The sequence below is a fragment of the Rhizobium sp. M1 genome, assembly GCF_002531805.1.
Lineage (GTDB): Bacteria > Pseudomonadota > Alphaproteobacteria > Rhizobiales > Rhizobiaceae > Rhizobium > Rhizobium etli_C.
The window spans coordinates 12,718-30,854 of sequence record NZ_NWSW01000037.1 but is presented as its reverse complement, the minus strand read 5'-3'; the positions used below and the strand labels follow the sequence as shown (position 1 = coordinate 30,854).

Genomic DNA, 18,137 nt, shown 5'->3' with positions numbered 1-18,137 from the left:
ACTAGCTCGCTATGTCGAGGAGCGACTGGAACATCTCGTCGATGACGTTCAGGATCTTCGTCGCTGCCTTGTAGGATTGTTCGATGTCGAGGAGGAGCGTCAGCTCCTCGTCGAGGTTCACGCCTGTTTCGTTGGAATAGGCCTCGTCGGAGCGCGACAGGGCCGCGGCCGTCGTTTCGGAAGCCGATGTCGCGTCGCTGCGATATTGTTCGAGCCAGCCGATGGAGGCGCTGGCATAGTCCGTCAGGCTCTGCGTCGTGGAGAGGCCGGCGTCCGAAGAGAACGAGCGCTGTTCCATCAGTGCCGTATAGAGAGCATCGAGATTATCGGAGAAGCCGCTGTCCCCTGATGTGTTGAGATCGGTGATGCCGCTGATCAATCCATCGCGCAGCTTCGTCGCATCGCCGCCCTCGCTGGTGATGACGGCTGTATTGATCGAAATAGTCGAGGCGATCCCCGTGGTATCGTCCGAGGAGGACGGTGTTCCCCCGGTTACGCCCGCGGACGTGGTCCAGACGAACAGCCCGGGCGCGCTGGTGCTGCCGTCGGTTTCCGAGAAGACCTGAACGAGGGCCTTGGCGACTTCGTCGAGTTGAGCCTGGAATGTCGGGGCGATTTCGTCGCGAAGCTGCAGCAGCGCCTGCAGGCTGCCGGAGGCGCTCGTCGTCGATCCTTCGCCGGCATCGAGTGCAACGCCGTCGATATAGATGGCATTGCCTTCCGTTCCCGCGACGTAAGTCGCCGTCGAAGCGAAGGTGACGGTGCGCGGTACGGTCTCGAACAGCACGGTGCCATCGGAGGTGTAGAGCGCCATGTCGTTATTGTTACGCACGACGGAATTGACGCCGACGATCGAGGAGATCTGCTTCAAAAGCTTCTCACGCTCGTCGAGCGCCGAAGACGTATCCGTGCCGGTGGCCGTTGCCAGCTTGACCGCATTGTTGGCCGCTTCGAACTGCGACAGCAGCGTGTTCAGCGTGGAGACCTGCGTGGCGATCTCCGCATCCGCCTCGGCCCTGATCGACTGGACGCCGTCACTTGCCGTATTCAGCGAATTGGCGAGATCCTGCGCAGCGGTGACGGCCGATTGCGCGGCGGTCGTGCTGCTCGGCGAGGTCGCGAATGTCTGCAGCGCCTCCTGGAATGCCGAGAGATAGGTGCTCGGGGAGGTCTCGTAGTCGTTGCCGCCCACCAGCGACTTCAGGCTTTCAAGCCCGGTCACCAGCGTCTGCTGGGCGCTGTCCTTGGCATTCGACTGCAGATACTGGGCCAGCAGCGCAGTTTCCTGCGCCCGGCTGATGCTGACGACCTGAGCGCCGGAAAGAGACGTCGTGATCGACGCCTCCCGCCTGACATAGTCGGAATTTCCGACATTGGCGATATTGGTCGAGACGACGCTGCTTTGCTGTCCGGTATTGTTGAAAATACTTTGGACGCTGTTCAAGGCGGAGGTGAGCGACATCCAGGCGCTCCCTCTATCGTTTCAGGTTGACGAGGACATCCATGATGTCGGAGCCCGTTTGAAACACCTTCGAATTGGCGGTGTAGCTGCGTTGCGCCTCGATCATCTCCGTCAGTTCGCCGGCGAGATCGACGTTCGAGCTTTCCAGGGCGCCGGACTGGATGGAGCCGAGCCCGTTCGTCTGCGGAAAGCCGGTGACCGTGACGCCGGACTGGCCGTTGGCGGTATAGACGTTGCCGCTGAGCAGCGTCAGATTGTCGGGGCTTGCGACGGTCGCGAGCGGGATCTGGTAGAGCGCCTTCGTCGTGCCGTTCGCATAGGAAACCGAGACGACGCCGTCGGTATCGATCGACACCGAGCTCACCGAACTTGCGGCCTGACCGTCCGCCGAGCCTGTTGCCGAGAAATCGGAGGCAAGCTGGGTGAAATCGGAATAATCCATGGTGATCGTCTTGGCCGTCACCGGATCGACGATGTCGGTATCGGTCGCAGAGGTCAGCTGGCCGTTGGCGTCGAAGGAGAGCGTCGCGACGCTGACGGCGCTGGAGGAATAGGGGAAGGACGTCGTGCCGCCGGTCGCCGCATCGGCATTGCGATAGACCGCGACTTCCCAGGTGCTGCCGGTGACCGCGCCGCTCGCATCCGTCGTCACTCCGGTCTTGGTGAAATAATAGTCGTACTGGACGGTGGCGCCGAGGCTGTCATAGGCGACCAGCGACATCTTCTGCGTATCGTCGGTGACAGCAGATGTATTGGCGCTCGGCAGCGTCGTCGTATCGGTAACGACGGTCGCTTCGGAGTTGAGGTTGCCGCTGAAATAGGCGCTGGTCGAAGCGATGGCGCTTAGGCCCGATTGGGCGACGTTGACCGGCACCAGCCCGTCGAAACCGTTGACGACCACGGCCGGTACGCCTGAATCATAGGAATAGCCCATGAGCGTGTAGCCGGCGCTGTTGACGAGATTGCCGTCGCTATCGACCGAAAAGTCGCCGGCCCGGGTCAGTACCGGCGTGCCGTCGGCGCCTTCGACGATAAAGAAACCGTCTCCCGAAATCGCGAGATCGTAAGCCGTGGTCGTGTAGGAAATGTCGCCCTGCTGGGAAATCGCCTGGCGCACCGATGTCTGAACGCCGCCGGAATTGTAATTGCCCGAGGAAGAGGGCAGGACCAGCGACGAAAACGAGGTGGAAACGGCCTTGTAGCCGGTGGTGTTGGCATTGGCGATATTGTCGGAAACCGTGCTCAGCCGGTTTGCCTGGGCGCTCATGCCGGAGACGGCGGTTTTCATGCTTCCAAAAATGCTCATGGCTCGATCCTTTAAGGTTTGGGAACATGCCATGTGACGAAAGGCTTCCAGGGCCGGATTGCGGGCGCGCGCCATCTCTCGCGCCCGGACGAAGGCCGGCGCCGGTCGATGATTTGCGTGTCTGGATTGCCTCGTGATGGCGATAGGCGCTGCGGCTCATCCGTGCGCTGGCGTCGTGCGCCCGTTACGGCGCACCATTCGTGAAGAAGCGGCCCGGCAGAAAGCTCTGCCGGCTCAACTGCCGGGCCGCTTTCGGACCGTCGCCTTGCAGCTTCTCCAGCAACTGCAAGGCGACGAGCCCGTATCGATCGTCAGCTCGCGGACTGGACGGACAACGAACCGGTGCCTGAGCTATCGAGCAGAGCAAAGAGCTGGCTCGCCTGGCTTTCGGTGACGTCATCAGGCTTGCCGGCCATGAACTCTTCCAACGACACCAGCCCGTCCCCGTTCGTGTCGAGATCGGAGAGCAGGGATGCAGACTGATCATCGTCGGCTGACGCGGGCGGGGGCGGCGGTCCGTCGGCACGGTCGGATTGTTGCGCGGACATGGCTTCGGTCAGCAAATCGACCGAGAGCGAGCCTGCGCCTTCGCTGTCGAAGCTGTCGAACAGCGTGCCGGCCTGATCCTCCGTCACATCCGACGGCCGGCCTGCGACGAATTCGGCTTTGCTAATCAGCCCGTCTCCGTCGGTATCGAGATCGGCGAGCATGGACGACAGCTCGTCATCATCGGCAGGCGGCGGTGGCGGTGGCGGTCCGTCGGCACGTTCCGATTGCTGGGCGGACATGGCTTCGGCGAGCGCATCGACCGAGAGCGAGCCGGTGCCTTCGCTGTCGAAACTGTCGAACAGCGTTCCGGCCTGGTCCTCCGTGACATCGGACGGCCGGGCCGCGACGAATTCGGCCTTGCTGACATAGCCGTCGCCATCGGTATCCAATTGGGAGACATCCATGCCTTCGCCGCCATCCTGCTCGCCGCCGGAGCCGGATTGATCCGAGAAGCGGTTCATCGACAGCGTCATCAGCTGCGACAAAAGTTTGTCGGCGCTGCTGGAGGCGTCTTCGTCGGACTGCTGGGTTGTGGTTGATTTTTTTGCTGAAACCGTATTACACGAAAGGATGTCCTCGGATGCGGACGTCGAGCTCCTGCTATAAGAATAGGAAGAGATTGATGTTGCAGCAGAAATGGTCGTCATAAGCGCTCCATCGCTATGGGGGTGGGGATGCAACGCATTACAGAACTGATGAGTTCTCTAAATCGAAATCGCTAATGCTACAACCGAAGAAATTATCCCTCAGAAATCGTAGTGCGTTTTCTCAGGTCGTCGGCATGCGCTTCGGCAGGGCGGCTTAGACGATCATGAAAGTTATTGATGAGCCCGCAGACGAGCCGCGCAGACGAGGCCGGCCGAAAGTCTCCACCGACGAAGACAAGCGGCTGCAGATCGTCGAAGTCGCCCGCCGGGTTTTTGTGAAATATGGATATGCCGGAAGCACGACCGCGGTCGTCGCCTCCGAAGCGGGCGTTTCCAAGCAGACGCTCTACCGCCTGTTTGAGAGCAAGGAAGAGCTGTTCGCCGCCGTCGTCGCTGCGCATCGGCGCCTGATGCTTGATCTGCCGCGGCCCGCCGAAGATTGTTCGATCGCAGAAAGCCTTGAACGGATATTCATGATCGACATGGACGAGGACAAAGATGCGGACCGCGCCGGTTTCCTGCAGCTCGTCTTCCGTGAAGCCGCGCAATTTCCCGAGCTGGTCGATATCCTGCAACGGGAAGGCATGCTTGCCAGCCGACAGGAACTGGCCGACTGGCTGAGCGATCGCCGGGCCGAGGGCCGGCTCACCCTGGACGATCCGGTAAGCGGAGCCCGGATGCTGATGGACATGATCTTCGGGGGCATGGGACCGCCGGAGGGCCGTGCTCAGGCCTGGCCCGATCGGGCAGCCCTGCTTGCCCATCTTCGCCGCTCAATTGCGATCTTTGCCGCCGGTATAAGCGCCGCCTGAGCGAACCAGAGACATTTCTGACTCCTGGCTTCCAATTCACGATTGGATGAATTATAGAACTCCTTAGTTCTATTAAGTTGATTCGGCCACATGTCAGTGGCTGTGCCTCGCCATGACCGGCGACGATATTTCCGCAGAGATGAGAAATTTCAATCGTGACGGCCGCAGGCTTTCGCGCGGCATCGCCGCGCCGGGCAAGCCAGCGAAACGCGTGGCGGTCTTGCATAAAACAAGTGTGAGAGGGACAGACGTTGGTTTCCACCTATGTAAGCTATCTCGCGGTCGCGCGAAATCTGGGCGCCAGTCTCTCGAACGTGGCTTCCCAGGCAACGGTCGCCCGCGACAGCGCCTATTACAAGGAGAACATCGACAAGGTCACGACGGTCGACGAGTTCATGGGCGATTACAAGCTCTACTCCTATGCCATGAAGGCCTATGGCCTTGAGGACATGACCTATGCCAAGGCCTTCATGAAGAAGGTGCTGGAGAGCGACCTCAGCGATTCATCGAGCTTCGCCAACTCCTTGAGCGACGGCCGTTATGCCGAGTTCGCCGCCGCCTTCAAATTTTCCGGCGAGACGAAGACCGCCCAATCGGATGTGCAGCGCGACAACCTGCTGGATGCCTATGAGGAGTCCTTCGAGACCGAGGCGGACGCCATCGAAGACGAGACCGATTATTTCGAGGAAAACATCGCGTCGATCACCTCGGTCGACGATTTCCTGTCGAGTTCGCGGCTGAAGAACTATGTGGTGACGGCCTTCGGCCTCAGCACCGAATACACGTCGACCAGCTTCCTGAAGGACGTTCTGACGAGCGACCTCGACGATGCCGACAGTTTCGTCAACCAGCTCGGCGACGACGTCTATGTCAGCCTCGCAAAGGCCTTCAACTTCAACGAGGACGGCTCGGTCGACGGCGATCTGATGTCGGAAGACCAGATTTTGCTCGTGACCAGTGCTTATGCGGTGGCCTCGGCGACAATTGCTTCTTCCGAAACCGGAGAGGCTTACGACACCTATTTCGCCGCGGAAATCGGCAACATCACCTCGGTCGATCAGTTGATGAGCAATGACAAGCTCGTGTCCTATCTGAGGACGGCTTACGGCCTTACCGACGACGAGTCCGACACCTTCATTTCCGCAGCATTGAAAAGCGCCGACATCGCCGATGCGATCGGCCTGTCCGATCTGCACGACGCCTTCAATTTCGACGAGGACGGCGCGCTTGCCGATGGCGACACGGCCCAGACGTCGGACCAGACCGCCGCGACCACGGCGGCCTTCGATGAGAATTATCAGGTGCTGATCGCCAACACCGACACGGAAGATGCCGTCGACAATTATACGACGCGCATCGCCAGCGTCACTTCGATCGACGATTTCCTCGTGTCGAATGCCGATGACGACGATGATGACAACGACGATCTCCCGGAAATGTGGGAGATGGCGTTGCGCGCCTTCGACATAGATCCGGACAGCGTTTCGAGAAGCGAGGTACGAAAAATTCTCAAAAGCGATCCCACGGATGCCAAAAGCTATGTCAACAGTCTGGACGACGATCGCTTCCTCGCCTTTCGCAAAGCATTCAATTTCGACAGCGATGGCGACGTTACCGTTCCCTTGCAGGCCATGTCGGAATCGGTCGTCGACGACTACGCCGCCTATTACAAGCAGAATAAAATTCGCTACCTCGAGGGCGACGAGCTGACCGAGGCGACCGACGCGGCGGATGACGAGATCACCTATTTTCGCGAGCAGATGGCGACGATCACCACGGCGAGCGAATTTCTGGCCGATGATCGCCTCGTTGCGTTCGTGCTCGAGGCAAAGGGGCTCGACCCGGACGACGTCACGTCGGATCAACTCGAGAAGATGTTTTCGTCCGATCTCGACGACGAAGATAGTTACGTCAACAAGCTCGACGACAAGCGTTTCGCCGAACTCGTCGGCGCGTTCAATTTCGATCAGGACGGCAATATATCCGCGGATCCCACCGGTACGGTGCAGCAGCGCGGCGATGTGCTCGAGACGGTCGATGCCTATGTCAGGCTGACGCTCGAGGATGATCAGGGCGACAGCAACACCGGCGTGCGCCTTGCCCTCTATTTCGAACGCAAAGCGCCGGAGATCTCGAGTGCCTACGACATTCTGGGCGACAGCGCGCTCTTCGAATTCTTCACGACGAGCTTCAACCTTTCCAGTTACGTCTCGAACATGGACGTCGAGAAGCAGGCCGAGATGGTCGAAAATTTCATCGACATCGAGGATCTGTCGGATTCCGACAAAGTCGACGATCTGATCAAGCGCTTCACCGCCATGTATGACATGGCCAACGGCACCGGCACCACATCGACTGCGCTTTCAATTCTGACCGGTGTGGCGGCGATCAGCGCCGATACGCTGCTAGCAGTGGCGCAATTAAAAAGCGGGTAAGTGATCCTACTCCGTTCCTGAGGCCGCCTACCACCGCCCAACGTCGTTCGGCGGCCGCCACCCCGGGACCGATCGGGAACACTTCTTGTAGGAGAGCTCTCCAGAAGTCGCTTGGGCGACCTCTTTGGCGTCCACATAATCGCCGTGCATTTTGCTTCGACTATCTTGACAACCCCGAGCGGTCAGAACGCCAGCCAGTGGTCCGCTCGGAAGTGGTCGAAAATGCTGCACTGCCAAAAAAATCACCACGCGCACTGCTGCGCGTTTTTTCGGCATGACCCATTGACAATTCATCCTCGATGGCACTTGATACATTATTCCAGTAAAACAGACATGCGTCCATTATACTGGAACAATGGGAACCATCCATAAGGGGAACGCCATGACCATTTCCTTTCGCACCGGTGTGATATCGCTGGTCGCCGCCGCTTTGTTGTCCACGCCTGCGCTCGCCGAGGGCAGCAAGCTCGATGAAGTGCTGGCCCGCGGCCATCTCGTTCTCGGCACGGGCAGCACCAATGCGCCCTGGCACTTCAAGAGCGCGGACGACAAGCTTCAGGGCTTCGATGTCGACATGGGCCGTATCATCGCCAAGGCCCTGTTCGGCGATCCGGAGAAGATTGAATATGTCAACCAATCCTCCGACGCCCGCATCCCGAACATCACCACTGACAAGGTCGACATCACCTGCCAGTTCATGACCGTTACGGGCGAACGCGCCCAGCAGGTGGCCTTTACCATTCCCTATTATCGCGAGGGTGTCGGCCTGATGCTCAAGGCGGACGGAAAATATGCCGACTATGCCGCTCTGAAGGCGGCAGGCTCCTCGGTCACCATCTCGGTTCTGCAGAATGTCTATGCCGAGGCGATGGTGCATGCGGCATTGCCGGAGGCGACCGTCGACCAGTACGAATCCGTCGACCTGATCTATCAGGCACTGGAGTCGGCGCGCGCCGATGCCGTCGCCACGGACCAGTCGTCGCTCGCCTGGTACATGACGCAGAACCCGGGCCGCTACAAGGACGCCGGCTACGGCTGGAACCCGCAGACCTATGCCTGCGCCGTCAAACGCGGTGATCAGGACTGGCTGAACTTCGTCAACACCGCGCTTCACGAAGCCATGACAGGCGTCGAATTCGACTTCTACGCCAAGTCCTTCAAGACCTGGTTTGGCAAAGACCTGACGCCGCCGCAGATCGGCTTTCCCGTCGAATTCAAGTGACGGTCATGCGAGGCGGGACCTCAAGCCCGCTCCGCTGGAACAGGATGATCTTAGGCCTGGTTCGGCCTAAGATCGGAATCCGGTTCTGAATCGAAGAGTTGGAGCATGACGTCGTCCGGACCGCTCGCGCGTTCGGCATCAGTTCTGGTCTGAAAGGACCCGCATGGGTTACACGCTGAATTTCGCTGCCGTCTGGCGCAACTTCGACTTTCTCTTAAGCGGGCTTGCCCTCAGCCTCGGGCTTGCGGTGATCTCGATCCTGATCGGGGCCGCAATCGGTCTTGTCGTGGCCTTCGCGCTGACATCTAGGAGCCGCTTCGCAATCGTGCCGGCGCGCGTCTATGTCACTGTCATTCGCAACCTGCCTATTCTCGTCCTGGTGCTTTTCGCCTTTTTCGCGCTGCCGCAGATGGGCTTGCGCCTCGACAAGATGAAAAGCTTCGTTCTGGTTCTCTCCCTCTATTCCGGCGCCTATCTGGCCGAAGTGTTCCGTGCCGGCCTGCTGTCGATTCCGAGAGGACTGACCGAAGCGGGTCTCGCCATCGGCCTGACCGGGATGCAGATCCGCAGTTCCATCATTGCTCCGCTGATGCTACGCAACGTGCTGCCGTCGCTCTCCTCGACGATCATCTCGCTCTTCAAGGACACCTCGCTCGCCGCCGCCATCGCCGTGCCTGAGCTGACGTTCGCCGCCCGCAAGATCAATGTCGAGAGTTTTCGCGTCATCGAAACCTGGATGGTCACTTCAGCCCTCTATGTCGCGACCTGTTTCCTCATCGCCGCCTTGATGCGCCTTGTCGAGCGCCGTCTGGCCCTGCCGAGATAGTCCCGATGTCCCACACTTTTCTCGAACAACTCTGGATCGCCCGATACGTCATCATGAATGGCGTCGCCATGACGGTGTCGATCTCTCTGCTGGCCATTCTCGCAGGCTCCGTCCTCGGCGTCTTCGTCGGTCTGGCGCTCGTTTACGGCGGCGTGGTTTTACGCCTCCTCGTACGCGCTTATACGGATATCATCCGCGGCACGCCGGTGCTCGTGCTCGTGCTGGCAAGCTATTACGTCTCCGCCGCGGTCGGTCTCGATCTGGGGCCGTTTTCCGCCGGCGTGCTCGCTCTTGCGATCTTCTGTTCTTCCCATGTCGGCGAAATCGTGCGCGGAGCGCTTCAGGCCATCCCGAGGGGGCAGACCGAAGCCGCCAAGGCGATCGGCCTGACCTTTATCCAGACCTTCACCTCGGTGCTGTGGCCGCAGGCCATGCGCCAGTGCCTGCCGGCCTGGGTGAATACGGCGGCGGAGATGGTGAAGGCCTCGACGCTGCTCTCGGTCATCGGCGTCGCCGAGCTTCTCCTGCGCACGCAAGAGATCATTTCCCGGAATTTCATGAGCCTCCAGTTCTATTTTCTGGCCGGTGGACTCTATTTCATCGTCAACTACGGCATCGAGCACTTCGGCAAATATGTCGAGCGCAAGACCGCCCTGCCGTCCTGAGGAGACTTCCCGATGGCCAAGATCATTCTCGACATTAAGGGTCTGCGCAAGACTTACGGCATCCATGAGGTTCTCAAGGGCGTCGATTGCGCCGTAGAGGAAGGCGAGGTCATTTCGATCATCGGCTCGTCCGGCTCCGGCAAGACCACCTTGCTGCGCTGCGTCAACATGCTCGAGGAATTCCAGGGCGGCACGATCAGCCTCGACGGCGAAGAGATCGGCTATCGCATCGACGGCGCGAGCCGGCGGCGCAAGAACGAGAAGGAGATTGCCCGCCAGCGTGCGCTGACCGGCATGGCTTTTCAGCAGTTCAATCTCTTCCCGCATATGAGTGCCGCCGAAAACGTCATGCTCGGCCTTATCAAGGTGAAGAAGATGACGAAGCCGGAGGCCCGCATCATCGCCGAAAAATGGCTCGACCGCGTCGGTCTCGCCGCCCGCACCAACCACTATCCCGGTCAGCTCTCCGGCGGCCAGCAGCAGCGCGTCGCAATTGCCCGCGCCATCGCCATGTCGCCGCGGCTGATGCTGTTCGACGAGGTGACCTCGGCACTCGACCCGGAACTGGTGGGCGAAGTGCTGCAGGTGATCAAGGGGCTTGCCGCCGACGGCATGACCATGCTGCTCGTCACCCATGAGATGCGTTTCGCCTACGAGGTTTCGTCCCGCGTCATCTTCATGAACCAGGGCGTCATCTGCGAGGAGGGCGATCCGAAGGAAATGTTCGTGCGCCCGAAGACCGAACGGTTGGCCGAATTTCTCAAAACCTCGAGCTTTAACTAAGACGGGGCGAAGCGTGCGGCAGATCGGCGAGGGGGCCGCGCTCGCTTAAATTACGTTCAGTCTGCATTCCCGGCAGGCATATTTTCCGCAAAGCATCCGAGACATGCCGAAAATCCTGAGCACAGGATTTTGGCATGCGCTTTGCTTTCTGTCTTGTATGCAAGATAGCCACACATCCGAGACCAACCAGAAGTCCATCGAGGCGACGATCGTCTCCGGCATCCTGTCCGCCAAGATCAGACCCGGTACGCGGCTTGGCGAAAACCAGCTCGCGGCACTCTTCGGCGTGTCCCGGACCCGCGTCCGTGAAGCCATGATGCGCCTGGAGACGCGCGGTATCGTGCATGTCAGCCCCCGGCGGGGCTGGTTTGTCGTCGAGCCGTCCGCCGAAGATGCGATCGCGGTTTATGAGGCAAGGCGTATCGTCGAGGCCGGATTGCTGCGCAGCATGCGCATGCTGACGGAGGAGGGGCGCAAGGCTCTCGACGCCCATCTGAACGAGGAGAGGAATGCGATGGCGGCGGGCGACCGCCAGCGCCTGACCTATCTGATGGGCGATTTCCATATCCGCGTCGCGGAACTGAGCGGTAACGCCATCATCGTCGATATCCTTCGCGACCTGACCGCGAGGACCATCCTCATTTCGATGCTCTATCAATCCGAATTTCATGCGGCGCAATCCCATGAGGGGCACTGCCGCATTTTCGAGGCTATGCAGGCAGGCGATTTCGGCAGAGCTGCGGCCCTTTCCGTCGAACATCTTGATGAAGTCGAAATGGGCCTCGACCTCACGGCGCGCCCGGATCCGCTTTCGGATCTGCGCAATTCCCTGTCGCTGCCGCCCAAGGCCGCCTCCGCCGTCTCCCGACAGTCAGACTTGAAAACCACAACCTCAAAGGAGCAATGAACACATGCTGACAAGACGAGTCTTCTTCGCAATCGCGACCCTGGCCGCGACCTTCGGCTTCAACGCGCCGTCGCACGCCGATGCCCTCGCCGATATTACGGCGCGCGGGACGCTGCGCGTCGCTGTCCCGCAGGATTTCCCGCCCTTCGGCAGCGTCGGCACCGATATGGCGCCGATGGGCTATGATATCGACGTGGCCAATCTCATAGCCGAAAAGCTGGGCGTCAAAGCCGAGCTTGTGCCGGTCACGAGTGCCAACCGCGTCCCCTATCTGCAGACGAACAAGGTCGATCTCGTCATATCAAGCCTCGGCAAGAATCCGGAGCGCGAAAAGGTGATCGATTTCTCGGTCGCCTATGCGCCCTTCTTCAACGGTGTGTTCGGACCGGCCGATCTTGCGGTCGCCAAGGCGGAAGATCTCGCGGGCAAGAGCATCGGTGTCACGCGCGGCGCCGTCGAAGATCTCGAGCTGACGAAGATCGCGCCAACCGATGCGACGATCAAGCGTTACGAGGACAATAACGGCACCATCTCGGCGTTCCTCTCCGGCCAGGTCGACATCATTGCCACCGGCAACGTCGTGGCGGCTGCGATCCTCGCCAAGAATCCTCCCAAGCGCCCTGAGCTGAAGTTCCTCATCAAGAACTCGCCCTGCTACATCGGCCTCAGCAAGGAACAGTCCGGCCTGCTGGAGAAGGTGAACGGCGTTATCGCCGCCGCCAAGACCGACGGCACGCTGAACGCGATATCGCAGAAGTGGCTCGGCGCCGGTCTGCCGTCCGATCTGTAAGCAAACCTGGATCTTGCGCATGTCTCCCGCGCGCCCCGCGGGATGACATGCGCTCCGTCACCGCAAGAGGGGACATTCCTTGAGCTACCATTTCGAATTCGGCTGGCTGCTTCAATATTACCCTGACATCATCAAGGGCATATTCGTCACCTTGGAGCTTATCGCGGTCGGCGGAGTGCTCGGCATTTCGCTCGGCATTTTCTGCGCCTGGGTGCGGGCACTCGGCCCGGCCTGGCTGAAGCCGGTCGTTGCGGCCTATGTCGAGCTGATCCGCAACACGCCCTTCCTGATCCAGCTCTTTTTCATCTTTTTCGGTCTGCCGTCGCTCGGCCTCCATCTTTCCGAACTGACGGCGGCCAACCTTGCAATGGTTGTCAACCTCGGCGCCTATAGCTGCGAGATTATCCGTGCCGGTATCCAGGCAACGCCCAAGGGCCAGTTCGAGGCGGGCGAGAGCCTGGCGATGACGCGCTTCGAAACCTTCCGGCATGTGGTTCTCGTGCCTTCGCTGCAGCGCATCTGGCCGGCGCTGTCGTCGCAAGTCGTCATCGTCATGCTCGGCTCATCGGTCGTGTCGCAGATCGCCGCCGAGGATCTGACCTTCGCCGCAAACTTCATACAGTCGCGAACCTTCCGCGCCTTCGAGGCCTACTTCGTATCGACGGCCATCTATCTCGCGCTGGCGATCCTGCTCCGGCAGGTCCTGGCGGTCGTCGGCGGGTTGATTTTTTCAAGGAGAGCGGCGCGATGATCGAGTTCACCTTCTGGGATATACTGCGCAACCTGCTGCTCGCCACCCGCTGGACGATCCTTCTTTCGCTCGTCTCCTTCATCGGCGGCGGCGCGGTCGGGCTGGTGTTGCTGTTCCTGCGCATCAGCAAGAACAAGGCGTTCAGGATATTCGCGAAGTATTATATCGAGCTCTTCCAGGGCACGCCGTTGCTGATGCAGCTCTTCATCGCCTTTTTCGGTCTCGGTCTTTTCGGCATCGATGTGCCGGCCTGGCTTGCCGCGGGCTTGGCGCTCATCCTGTGGACCGCGGCCTTTCTCGCCGAAATATGGCGAGGCTGCGTCGAATCGGTCGCCAGAGGCCAATGGGAGGCCTCCGCCAGCCTTGCTATGGGGCGGTTGCAGCAGATGCGTTACGTCATCCTCCCGCAGGCGCTGAGGGTCGCCATACCGCCCACGGTTGGCTTTTCCGTGCAGATCGTCAAGGGAACGGCGCTGACCTCGATCATCGGCTTCGTCGAACTGTCGAAAGCCGGCACCGTGGTCACTAACGCCACTTTCCAGCCCTTCACCGTCTATGGGCTCGTCGCCCTCATCTACTTCGCGCTTTGCTGGCCCTTGTCGAAAAGCAGCCAGATCCTGGAGAGGAAGCTCAATGTCGCTCATCGAAATCACTGAAGTCCGCAAAAGCTTTGGCGCCACCGAAGTGCTGAAAGGCATCAATCTCGATGTCGAGGTGGGGGAGGTCATCGCCATTATCGGCAAGAGCGGTTCGGGCAAATCGACCCTGCTTCGTTGCATCAATGGACTGGAGACCATCACCAGCGGCTCGATCTCCGTGGCCGGTGCGCAGCTCCTCGACGACGAGGTGCATCTCAAGGCGCTGCGTCTCAGGGTCGGCATGATCTTTCAGCAATTCAACCTTTTCCCGCACTTAAGCGCCGGCGGCAATGTCATGCTGTCGCAAACCGTGGTCAAGAAGACCCCGAAGGCCGAGGCAGAAGCCGTCGCCCGCAAGATGCTGGAGCGGGTGGGGCTCGGCCACAAGTTCGACGCTTATCCCGATGAGCTCTCGGGCGGCCAGCAACAGCGCGTCGCCATCGCCCGCGCGCTCGCCATGCAGCCGAGCGCGCTCCTCTGTGACGAGATTACTTCGGCGCTTGATCCGGAGCTGGTTGCCGAAGTTCTGGCCGTCGTGCGCGAGCTTGCCGCCGAGGGAATGACGCTGCTGATGGTCACGCATGAGATGAAGTTCGCCCGCGACGTCTGCAGCCGTGTCGTCTTCATGCATCAGGGCAGGGTCCACGAAGCAGGCCGGCCGGAGGATGTCTTCGCCAATCCGCAGACTGCCGAGCTCAGGCAGTTTCTCGGTGTCGGCTAAAGCGCGTCGCATCAAATTTGATTCATGCGACGCGCTTTAGCTCTTTGTTTTTATGCATGTCGTTGTCCCGGAACCGCTGCACACTTCCGGGCGACATGCATGAGAGTCGTCATGGTGGCCGCGTGATTGGGCGGCGAACAGCTACCGCCATCTTTTGGTGAGAAATCCCGACGGACCTTGAACGGGATCGCTGTGGGGGAGGAGTACGGACGCGATTTTTGCCAGCATGTCGCTGGATGCAGCCGAAGTCTGAATGTCGGCATGCTGTCCCTTGGGATAAGCGCCGACGACCTGGAAGTCCGACGTGCAGCCGAGATTTTGGTGCCCTGTCCCGGCCGGAAGCACCAAGCAGTCGCCCGCCGCGACCTTTATGGCTTGACCACGGGGACCGCCAATCAGAAGGGTGGCGCTACCCCGTGCAACTCCGAGCACCTCATGTGCGCCGGCATGGTAGTGCTGATAATCGAAGACACCGTTTGTCCAGATGCCTGTCCAACCGCTTGCCGCGAAGCGATCTTCGAAATCACAAGCCCCGTCGTCGCCAACAAGCCCCTTGTAAAGCAGCACGGGAAGGCGCTGATTGTTCGGGACCCAGTCGCTCGGCTCGAAAATTGTCGTTTCGACGTGCATGTTGAATCCCCAGGTTGTCATCGATTGCCGCGGCGCGAGCAGCGCGGAGCCGTTGCAGCTGTTCACACCGATCCTTTGAGGCGCTCTTCGCCGAAGGCATCCGCGCTGGCGGCGGCAAAAACCAAACTTTGGTGATTGCCAAAGGTTCCTCGACGCGCCCGGCAGGAGGCTGCCTGATGCTCCGCGCTCCGAGCCAACACAAGAGGGCGCTCTGCGCGCCCCCGATCCGGCGACGTGCGGTCGCCTCGGTCGTCAGTGTGCCAGCATCTCCTCGGCGATCTGCTTGCCGTTCAGGTTCGCGGGGTAGTAGGTCGGCCAGTTGGTGACCTCGTTCAACAGCGCGGCGCGGTCATTGCCCCAGTAAAGATGGTAATGGTCGGCCTTCTCGGGGGCGACGATGTGGTCGCTGAACTGGATGAACCGAGGTGCGGCGTCATCACCGGTGCTTTTCCTGAAGACGAAACGAACCCCTCGATTGCCCTTCTTGTAGGTGAGGATTTCGTGCCCATCCGCCTCGTAGTCTCCGGTCACGGAGTCCTTGCCGCGGAAAAACGTAACCTTCTTTCCGTTGATGACGATCCGGCCAACGTCGGTCTTGTATCCCGTGTCATAGTAGGCACGATATTCCCCGGCGCTCTTGTCGCCATGTTTCGCCTTGTCGGCCATCACCGGATCCAAGGTTCCGTCGACAAGATAGGGGTAGACCGACTGCCAGTCGCCTTCCCAATCCGACAGTTCACGCGCCTTTACCTGATCGTCATCGAAATACCCATCATGCACCGACCCCTTCTTATCGTGGGAATGGCTGTGGCCGTGATTGTTCCCCGAAGATGTCTGGGCGCCTGCCGTTCCCGCAAACGTCAATGTTGCGGATACAGCCAGGGCGTAGCTGAGTGTGGTGATCGCCTTGTTCATTCACTGAAACCTTTCGATTGGCCGGCATGGCTCGTGCTCGATCTGTCATGTAATAACATTACAGATGCCAAGTAGCGTGCTTTGGCTGCAAGCGCAAGGTGGGACCCGTTGATGCGCGTCGCTTGGTGATCACCATTCAAACGCATTGCATCCAAGCCAATTCAGGAGGCGCCCATCGCCGCAAAAGCTCCGGTCTTCATGCACCACGGCGTCATCGGCGAGGAGGGCGATCCGAAGGAAAGTTCGTGCGTCCGACGCAAATAGCCACCTTGGCCTTATGGACTTCGCTCTCGCGGCCGGCGTCTGCTGATTTCTGCGGCAAAGCTGCCGCGGCGACGCCCGTCGGTCATCTCCTGCTTTCCGGCATGAGCGCCAATTGCAAAATCCGCATCAACAGCCGCATGGATTCATCGGATGGTCCACCGGCGCGGAAATTGTGCTTGATGCCATCCATCGCAGCCGCAATCAGCGCAGCGAGGTCAGCAGGTCGGCCTCCTGATGCTGCCAGATCGATTTCCCCTCGCTCTCGGGCTTCCCCCAGGGCCTCTGACAACAGCGCGATGAGCTTCGATCGGGCGGCAATCGTTATGTCCTCGGCGAGCTCCATGTTCGTCTCGAACAGTTCCTTGGCGTTTTCGCTGTTGCCGAACGGGGCGATCAACCCTTGCTGGAAGGCGGAGATGGCAGCCGCGATACGATCGATCACATCTCCCGTCCGATTAAGGACCGCTTCCACCTCGGCCATCGTCAATCGGTGTGCACGGGCGGAACCGGCTCGAAACAGCTCTTCCTTGCTGTTGAAAGCAAGATAGAGCGAAGCGCGCGATATCCCTGCCGTGCGCGCAATATCCGCCATAGTGGTTTTCTGAAAGCCGTACCGGGCGAACACTGGGAGCGCGGAATCCAGAATGTGGGCTGATTTGCGATCTTCATTTTTCATATGGACACATTGACACTGCTTGTCTGAGCTGTCAAAAGTCAGATAGACAAATTGAGTCTAATTGTCTAATTTGACCATCGCTTGGGAGCAGGATGATGAACCGGACGAAACTACCGAAGGACACCACGGTCCTTGTCACAGGTATCAGTGGTTTCCTGGGCGGGCATGTGGCGCTGCAGTTGCTGCAACAAGGTTATCGCGTTCGTGGAAGCATGCGAAGGCTGCATTCAGCGCCGGAAATCGGCTCGCGCTTTCAGCCTTTCGCTAAAAATCTGAGCTTCGTCGAAGCCGACCTCGATCAAGATCTCTGCTGGGCGGACGCGGTTGAGGGCTGCGATTACGTCATCCATACGGCGTCTCCATTTCCAAGCGGCGCGGTGCGCGATGCGGCAGGGCTCATCCGGACAGCGCGGGAGGGTACTCTCCGCGTATTGCGCGCGGCCCATTCCGGGAAAGTGCAAAAGGTCGTCCTTACCTCATCCATCGCCGCCACCAACCATGGTGGCGGACGCGCTCCATTCAGCGAGACGGACTGGACCGACCCGGAGAGCAAACGGGCAACCGCTTACTACAAATCCAAGACATTGGCCGAACGCGCCGCATGGGCGTTCGCGGAAGAATACGACCTTCCTCTCGCCGTGATAAATCCGGGCCTCATCCTTGGCCCCTTAATGGGCAATGACTGCGGCACATCGGTCGGACTGATCAAGCATTTGATGAGCGGCAGATTCACGAGGCTCCCGCGTTACGGCTGCGCAATCGCTGACGTTCGCGATGTCGCCCTTGCCCATGTCCGCGCGATGATCCAGCCTGAAGCTGCCGGACACAGATTCATCGTTGGAGGACGCGTCTTCTGGATGAAAGACCTGGCGCGCGTTCTTGCCCAATCCTTTCCAGATTACGCATCACAATTGCCATCCGCTGAACTTCCGAACTGGGTCGTCCGAATTCTGGCGCTCGTCGACGCCGACGCTCGGATGATCGTTCATGAGCTTGGACGGGACCTGCGCGTCAACACCGCCAAGGCAGAAGCGATGCTGCAATGGCAGCCGCGCCCTGAGGAGGAAACAATCCGCGCCTGCGGTCAGAGCCTGATTGACAACGGCCTGGTGACCGCCGGTCGTCAAAATTGACCTGC

The 18,137-nt window shown here is 59.9% G+C and carries 18 protein-coding genes; 12 read left to right on the top strand and 6 right to left on the bottom strand.

Features of this window, described 5'->3' with window-relative positions:
* Position 1: 1 nt before the first annotated feature.
* The 3 genes from flgK to CO655_RS27790 all read right to left on the bottom strand — a co-directional run bounded on the left by flgK (position 2) and on the right by CO655_RS27790 (position 3,964).
* A complete protein-coding gene (gene flgK / locus CO655_RS27800) occupies positions 2-1,462 on the bottom strand; it encodes a flagellar hook-associated protein FlgK (RefSeq protein WP_097667478.1) in 1,461 nt (486 codons plus the stop codon).
* Positions 1,463-1,475: 13 nt separating this feature from the next.
* Positions 1,476-2,768 carry a flagellar hook protein FlgE gene (locus CO655_RS27795; protein WP_097667477.1) on the bottom strand — a complete coding sequence of 431 codons (1,293 nt, stop codon included), beginning with the start codon at positions 2,766-2,768 and terminating at the stop codon, positions 1,476-1,478.
* A gap of 311 nt (positions 2,769-3,079) precedes the next feature.
* A complete protein-coding gene (locus tag CO655_RS27790; protein WP_097667476.1) occupies positions 3,080-3,964 on the bottom strand; it encodes an EF-hand domain-containing protein in 885 nt (294 codons plus the stop codon).
* Between the two features lie 164 nt (positions 3,965-4,128).
* On the opposite strand from CO655_RS27790, the gene CO655_RS27785 reads away from it, so the two are divergent.
* From CO655_RS27785 to CO655_RS27735, 11 genes are all read left to right on the top strand, one after another.
* Positions 4,129-4,776 carry a TetR/AcrR family transcriptional regulator gene (locus CO655_RS27785; RefSeq protein ID WP_010060450.1) on the top strand — a complete coding sequence of 216 codons (648 nt, stop codon included), beginning with the start codon at positions 4,129-4,131 and terminating at the stop codon, positions 4,774-4,776.
* A gap of 251 nt (positions 4,777-5,027) precedes the next feature.
* Positions 5,028-7,211 carry a DUF1217 domain-containing protein gene (locus CO655_RS27780; protein ID WP_097667475.1) on the top strand — a complete coding sequence of 728 codons (2,184 nt, stop codon included), beginning with the start codon at positions 5,028-5,030 and terminating at the stop codon, positions 7,209-7,211.
* Positions 7,212-7,593: 382 nt separating this feature from the next.
* Entirely contained in the window at positions 7,594-8,433 is an 840-nt protein-coding gene (locus tag CO655_RS27775) for a transporter substrate-binding domain-containing protein (RefSeq protein WP_097607671.1), read from the top strand.
* A 163-nt stretch (positions 8,434-8,596) separates the two neighbouring features.
* A complete protein-coding gene (locus tag CO655_RS27770; protein ID WP_097581502.1) occupies positions 8,597-9,259 on the top strand; it encodes an amino acid ABC transporter permease in 663 nt (220 codons plus the stop codon).
* A 5-nt stretch (positions 9,260-9,264) separates the two neighbouring features.
* Positions 9,265-9,924 carry an amino acid ABC transporter permease gene (locus tag CO655_RS27765; protein WP_097607670.1) on the top strand — a complete coding sequence of 220 codons (660 nt, stop codon included), beginning with the start codon at positions 9,265-9,267 and terminating at the stop codon, positions 9,922-9,924.
* 12 nt (positions 9,925-9,936) lie between these two features.
* Entirely contained in the window at positions 9,937-10,707 is a 771-nt protein-coding gene (locus CO655_RS27760) for an amino acid ABC transporter ATP-binding protein (protein ID WP_097667474.1), read from the top strand.
* Positions 10,708-10,864: 157 nt separating this feature from the next.
* Positions 10,865-11,614, top strand: a complete 750-nt coding sequence (locus CO655_RS27755) for a GntR family transcriptional regulator (RefSeq protein ID WP_097607668.1) — start codon at positions 10,865-10,867, stop codon at positions 11,612-11,614.
* Between the two features lie 4 nt (positions 11,615-11,618).
* The gene (locus CO655_RS27750) at positions 11,619-12,404 is read left to right on the top strand and encodes a transporter substrate-binding domain-containing protein (RefSeq protein ID WP_097607667.1); all 786 of its coding nucleotides are present in this window, start codon (positions 11,619-11,621) and stop codon (positions 12,402-12,404) included.
* Positions 12,405-12,483: 79 nt separating this feature from the next.
* Entirely contained in the window at positions 12,484-13,155 is a 672-nt protein-coding gene (locus CO655_RS27745; protein WP_010033609.1) for an amino acid ABC transporter permease, read from the top strand.
* Positions 13,152-13,811: an amino acid ABC transporter permease gene (locus tag CO655_RS27740; protein WP_097667473.1), complete on the top strand. Its 660-nt coding sequence runs from the start codon at positions 13,152-13,154 to the stop codon at positions 13,809-13,811. The genes CO655_RS27745 and CO655_RS27740 overlap by 4 nt, the downstream gene beginning before the upstream one ends.
* Positions 13,789-14,514, top strand: coding sequence for an amino acid ABC transporter ATP-binding protein (locus CO655_RS27735; protein WP_097667472.1), 726 nt, complete (start codon positions 13,789-13,791; stop codon positions 14,512-14,514). Before CO655_RS27740 ends, CO655_RS27735 begins: the two co-directional genes overlap by 23 nt.
* A gap of 141 nt (positions 14,515-14,655) precedes the next feature.
* On the opposite strand, the gene CO655_RS27730 is transcribed toward CO655_RS27735, so the two are convergent.
* The 3 genes from CO655_RS27730 to CO655_RS27720 all read right to left on the bottom strand — a co-directional run bounded on the left by CO655_RS27730 (position 14,656) and on the right by CO655_RS27720 (position 16,999).
* Positions 14,656-15,144 carry a cupin gene (locus tag CO655_RS27730; protein WP_097667492.1) on the bottom strand — a complete coding sequence of 163 codons (489 nt, stop codon included), beginning with the start codon at positions 15,142-15,144 and terminating at the stop codon, positions 14,656-14,658.
* Positions 15,145-15,396: 252 nt separating this feature from the next.
* Positions 15,397-16,059, bottom strand: coding sequence for a metal-binding protein ZinT (locus tag CO655_RS27725; protein ID WP_097607666.1), 663 nt, complete (start codon positions 16,057-16,059; stop codon positions 15,397-15,399).
* Between the two features lie 346 nt (positions 16,060-16,405).
* On the bottom strand, positions 16,406-16,999 hold the full coding sequence (locus CO655_RS27720; protein WP_097607665.1) for a TetR/AcrR family transcriptional regulator: 594 nt from the start codon (positions 16,997-16,999) through the stop codon (positions 16,406-16,408).
* A 95-nt stretch (positions 17,000-17,094) separates the two neighbouring features.
* Between CO655_RS27720 and CO655_RS27715 the strand changes: the two genes are divergently transcribed.
* Positions 17,095-18,132 (top strand): aldehyde reductase, encoded by a 1,038-nt coding sequence (locus tag CO655_RS27715; RefSeq protein ID WP_245423941.1) that lies wholly within the window; start codon positions 17,095-17,097, stop codon positions 18,130-18,132.
* Positions 18,133-18,137: the final 5 nt, after the last annotated feature.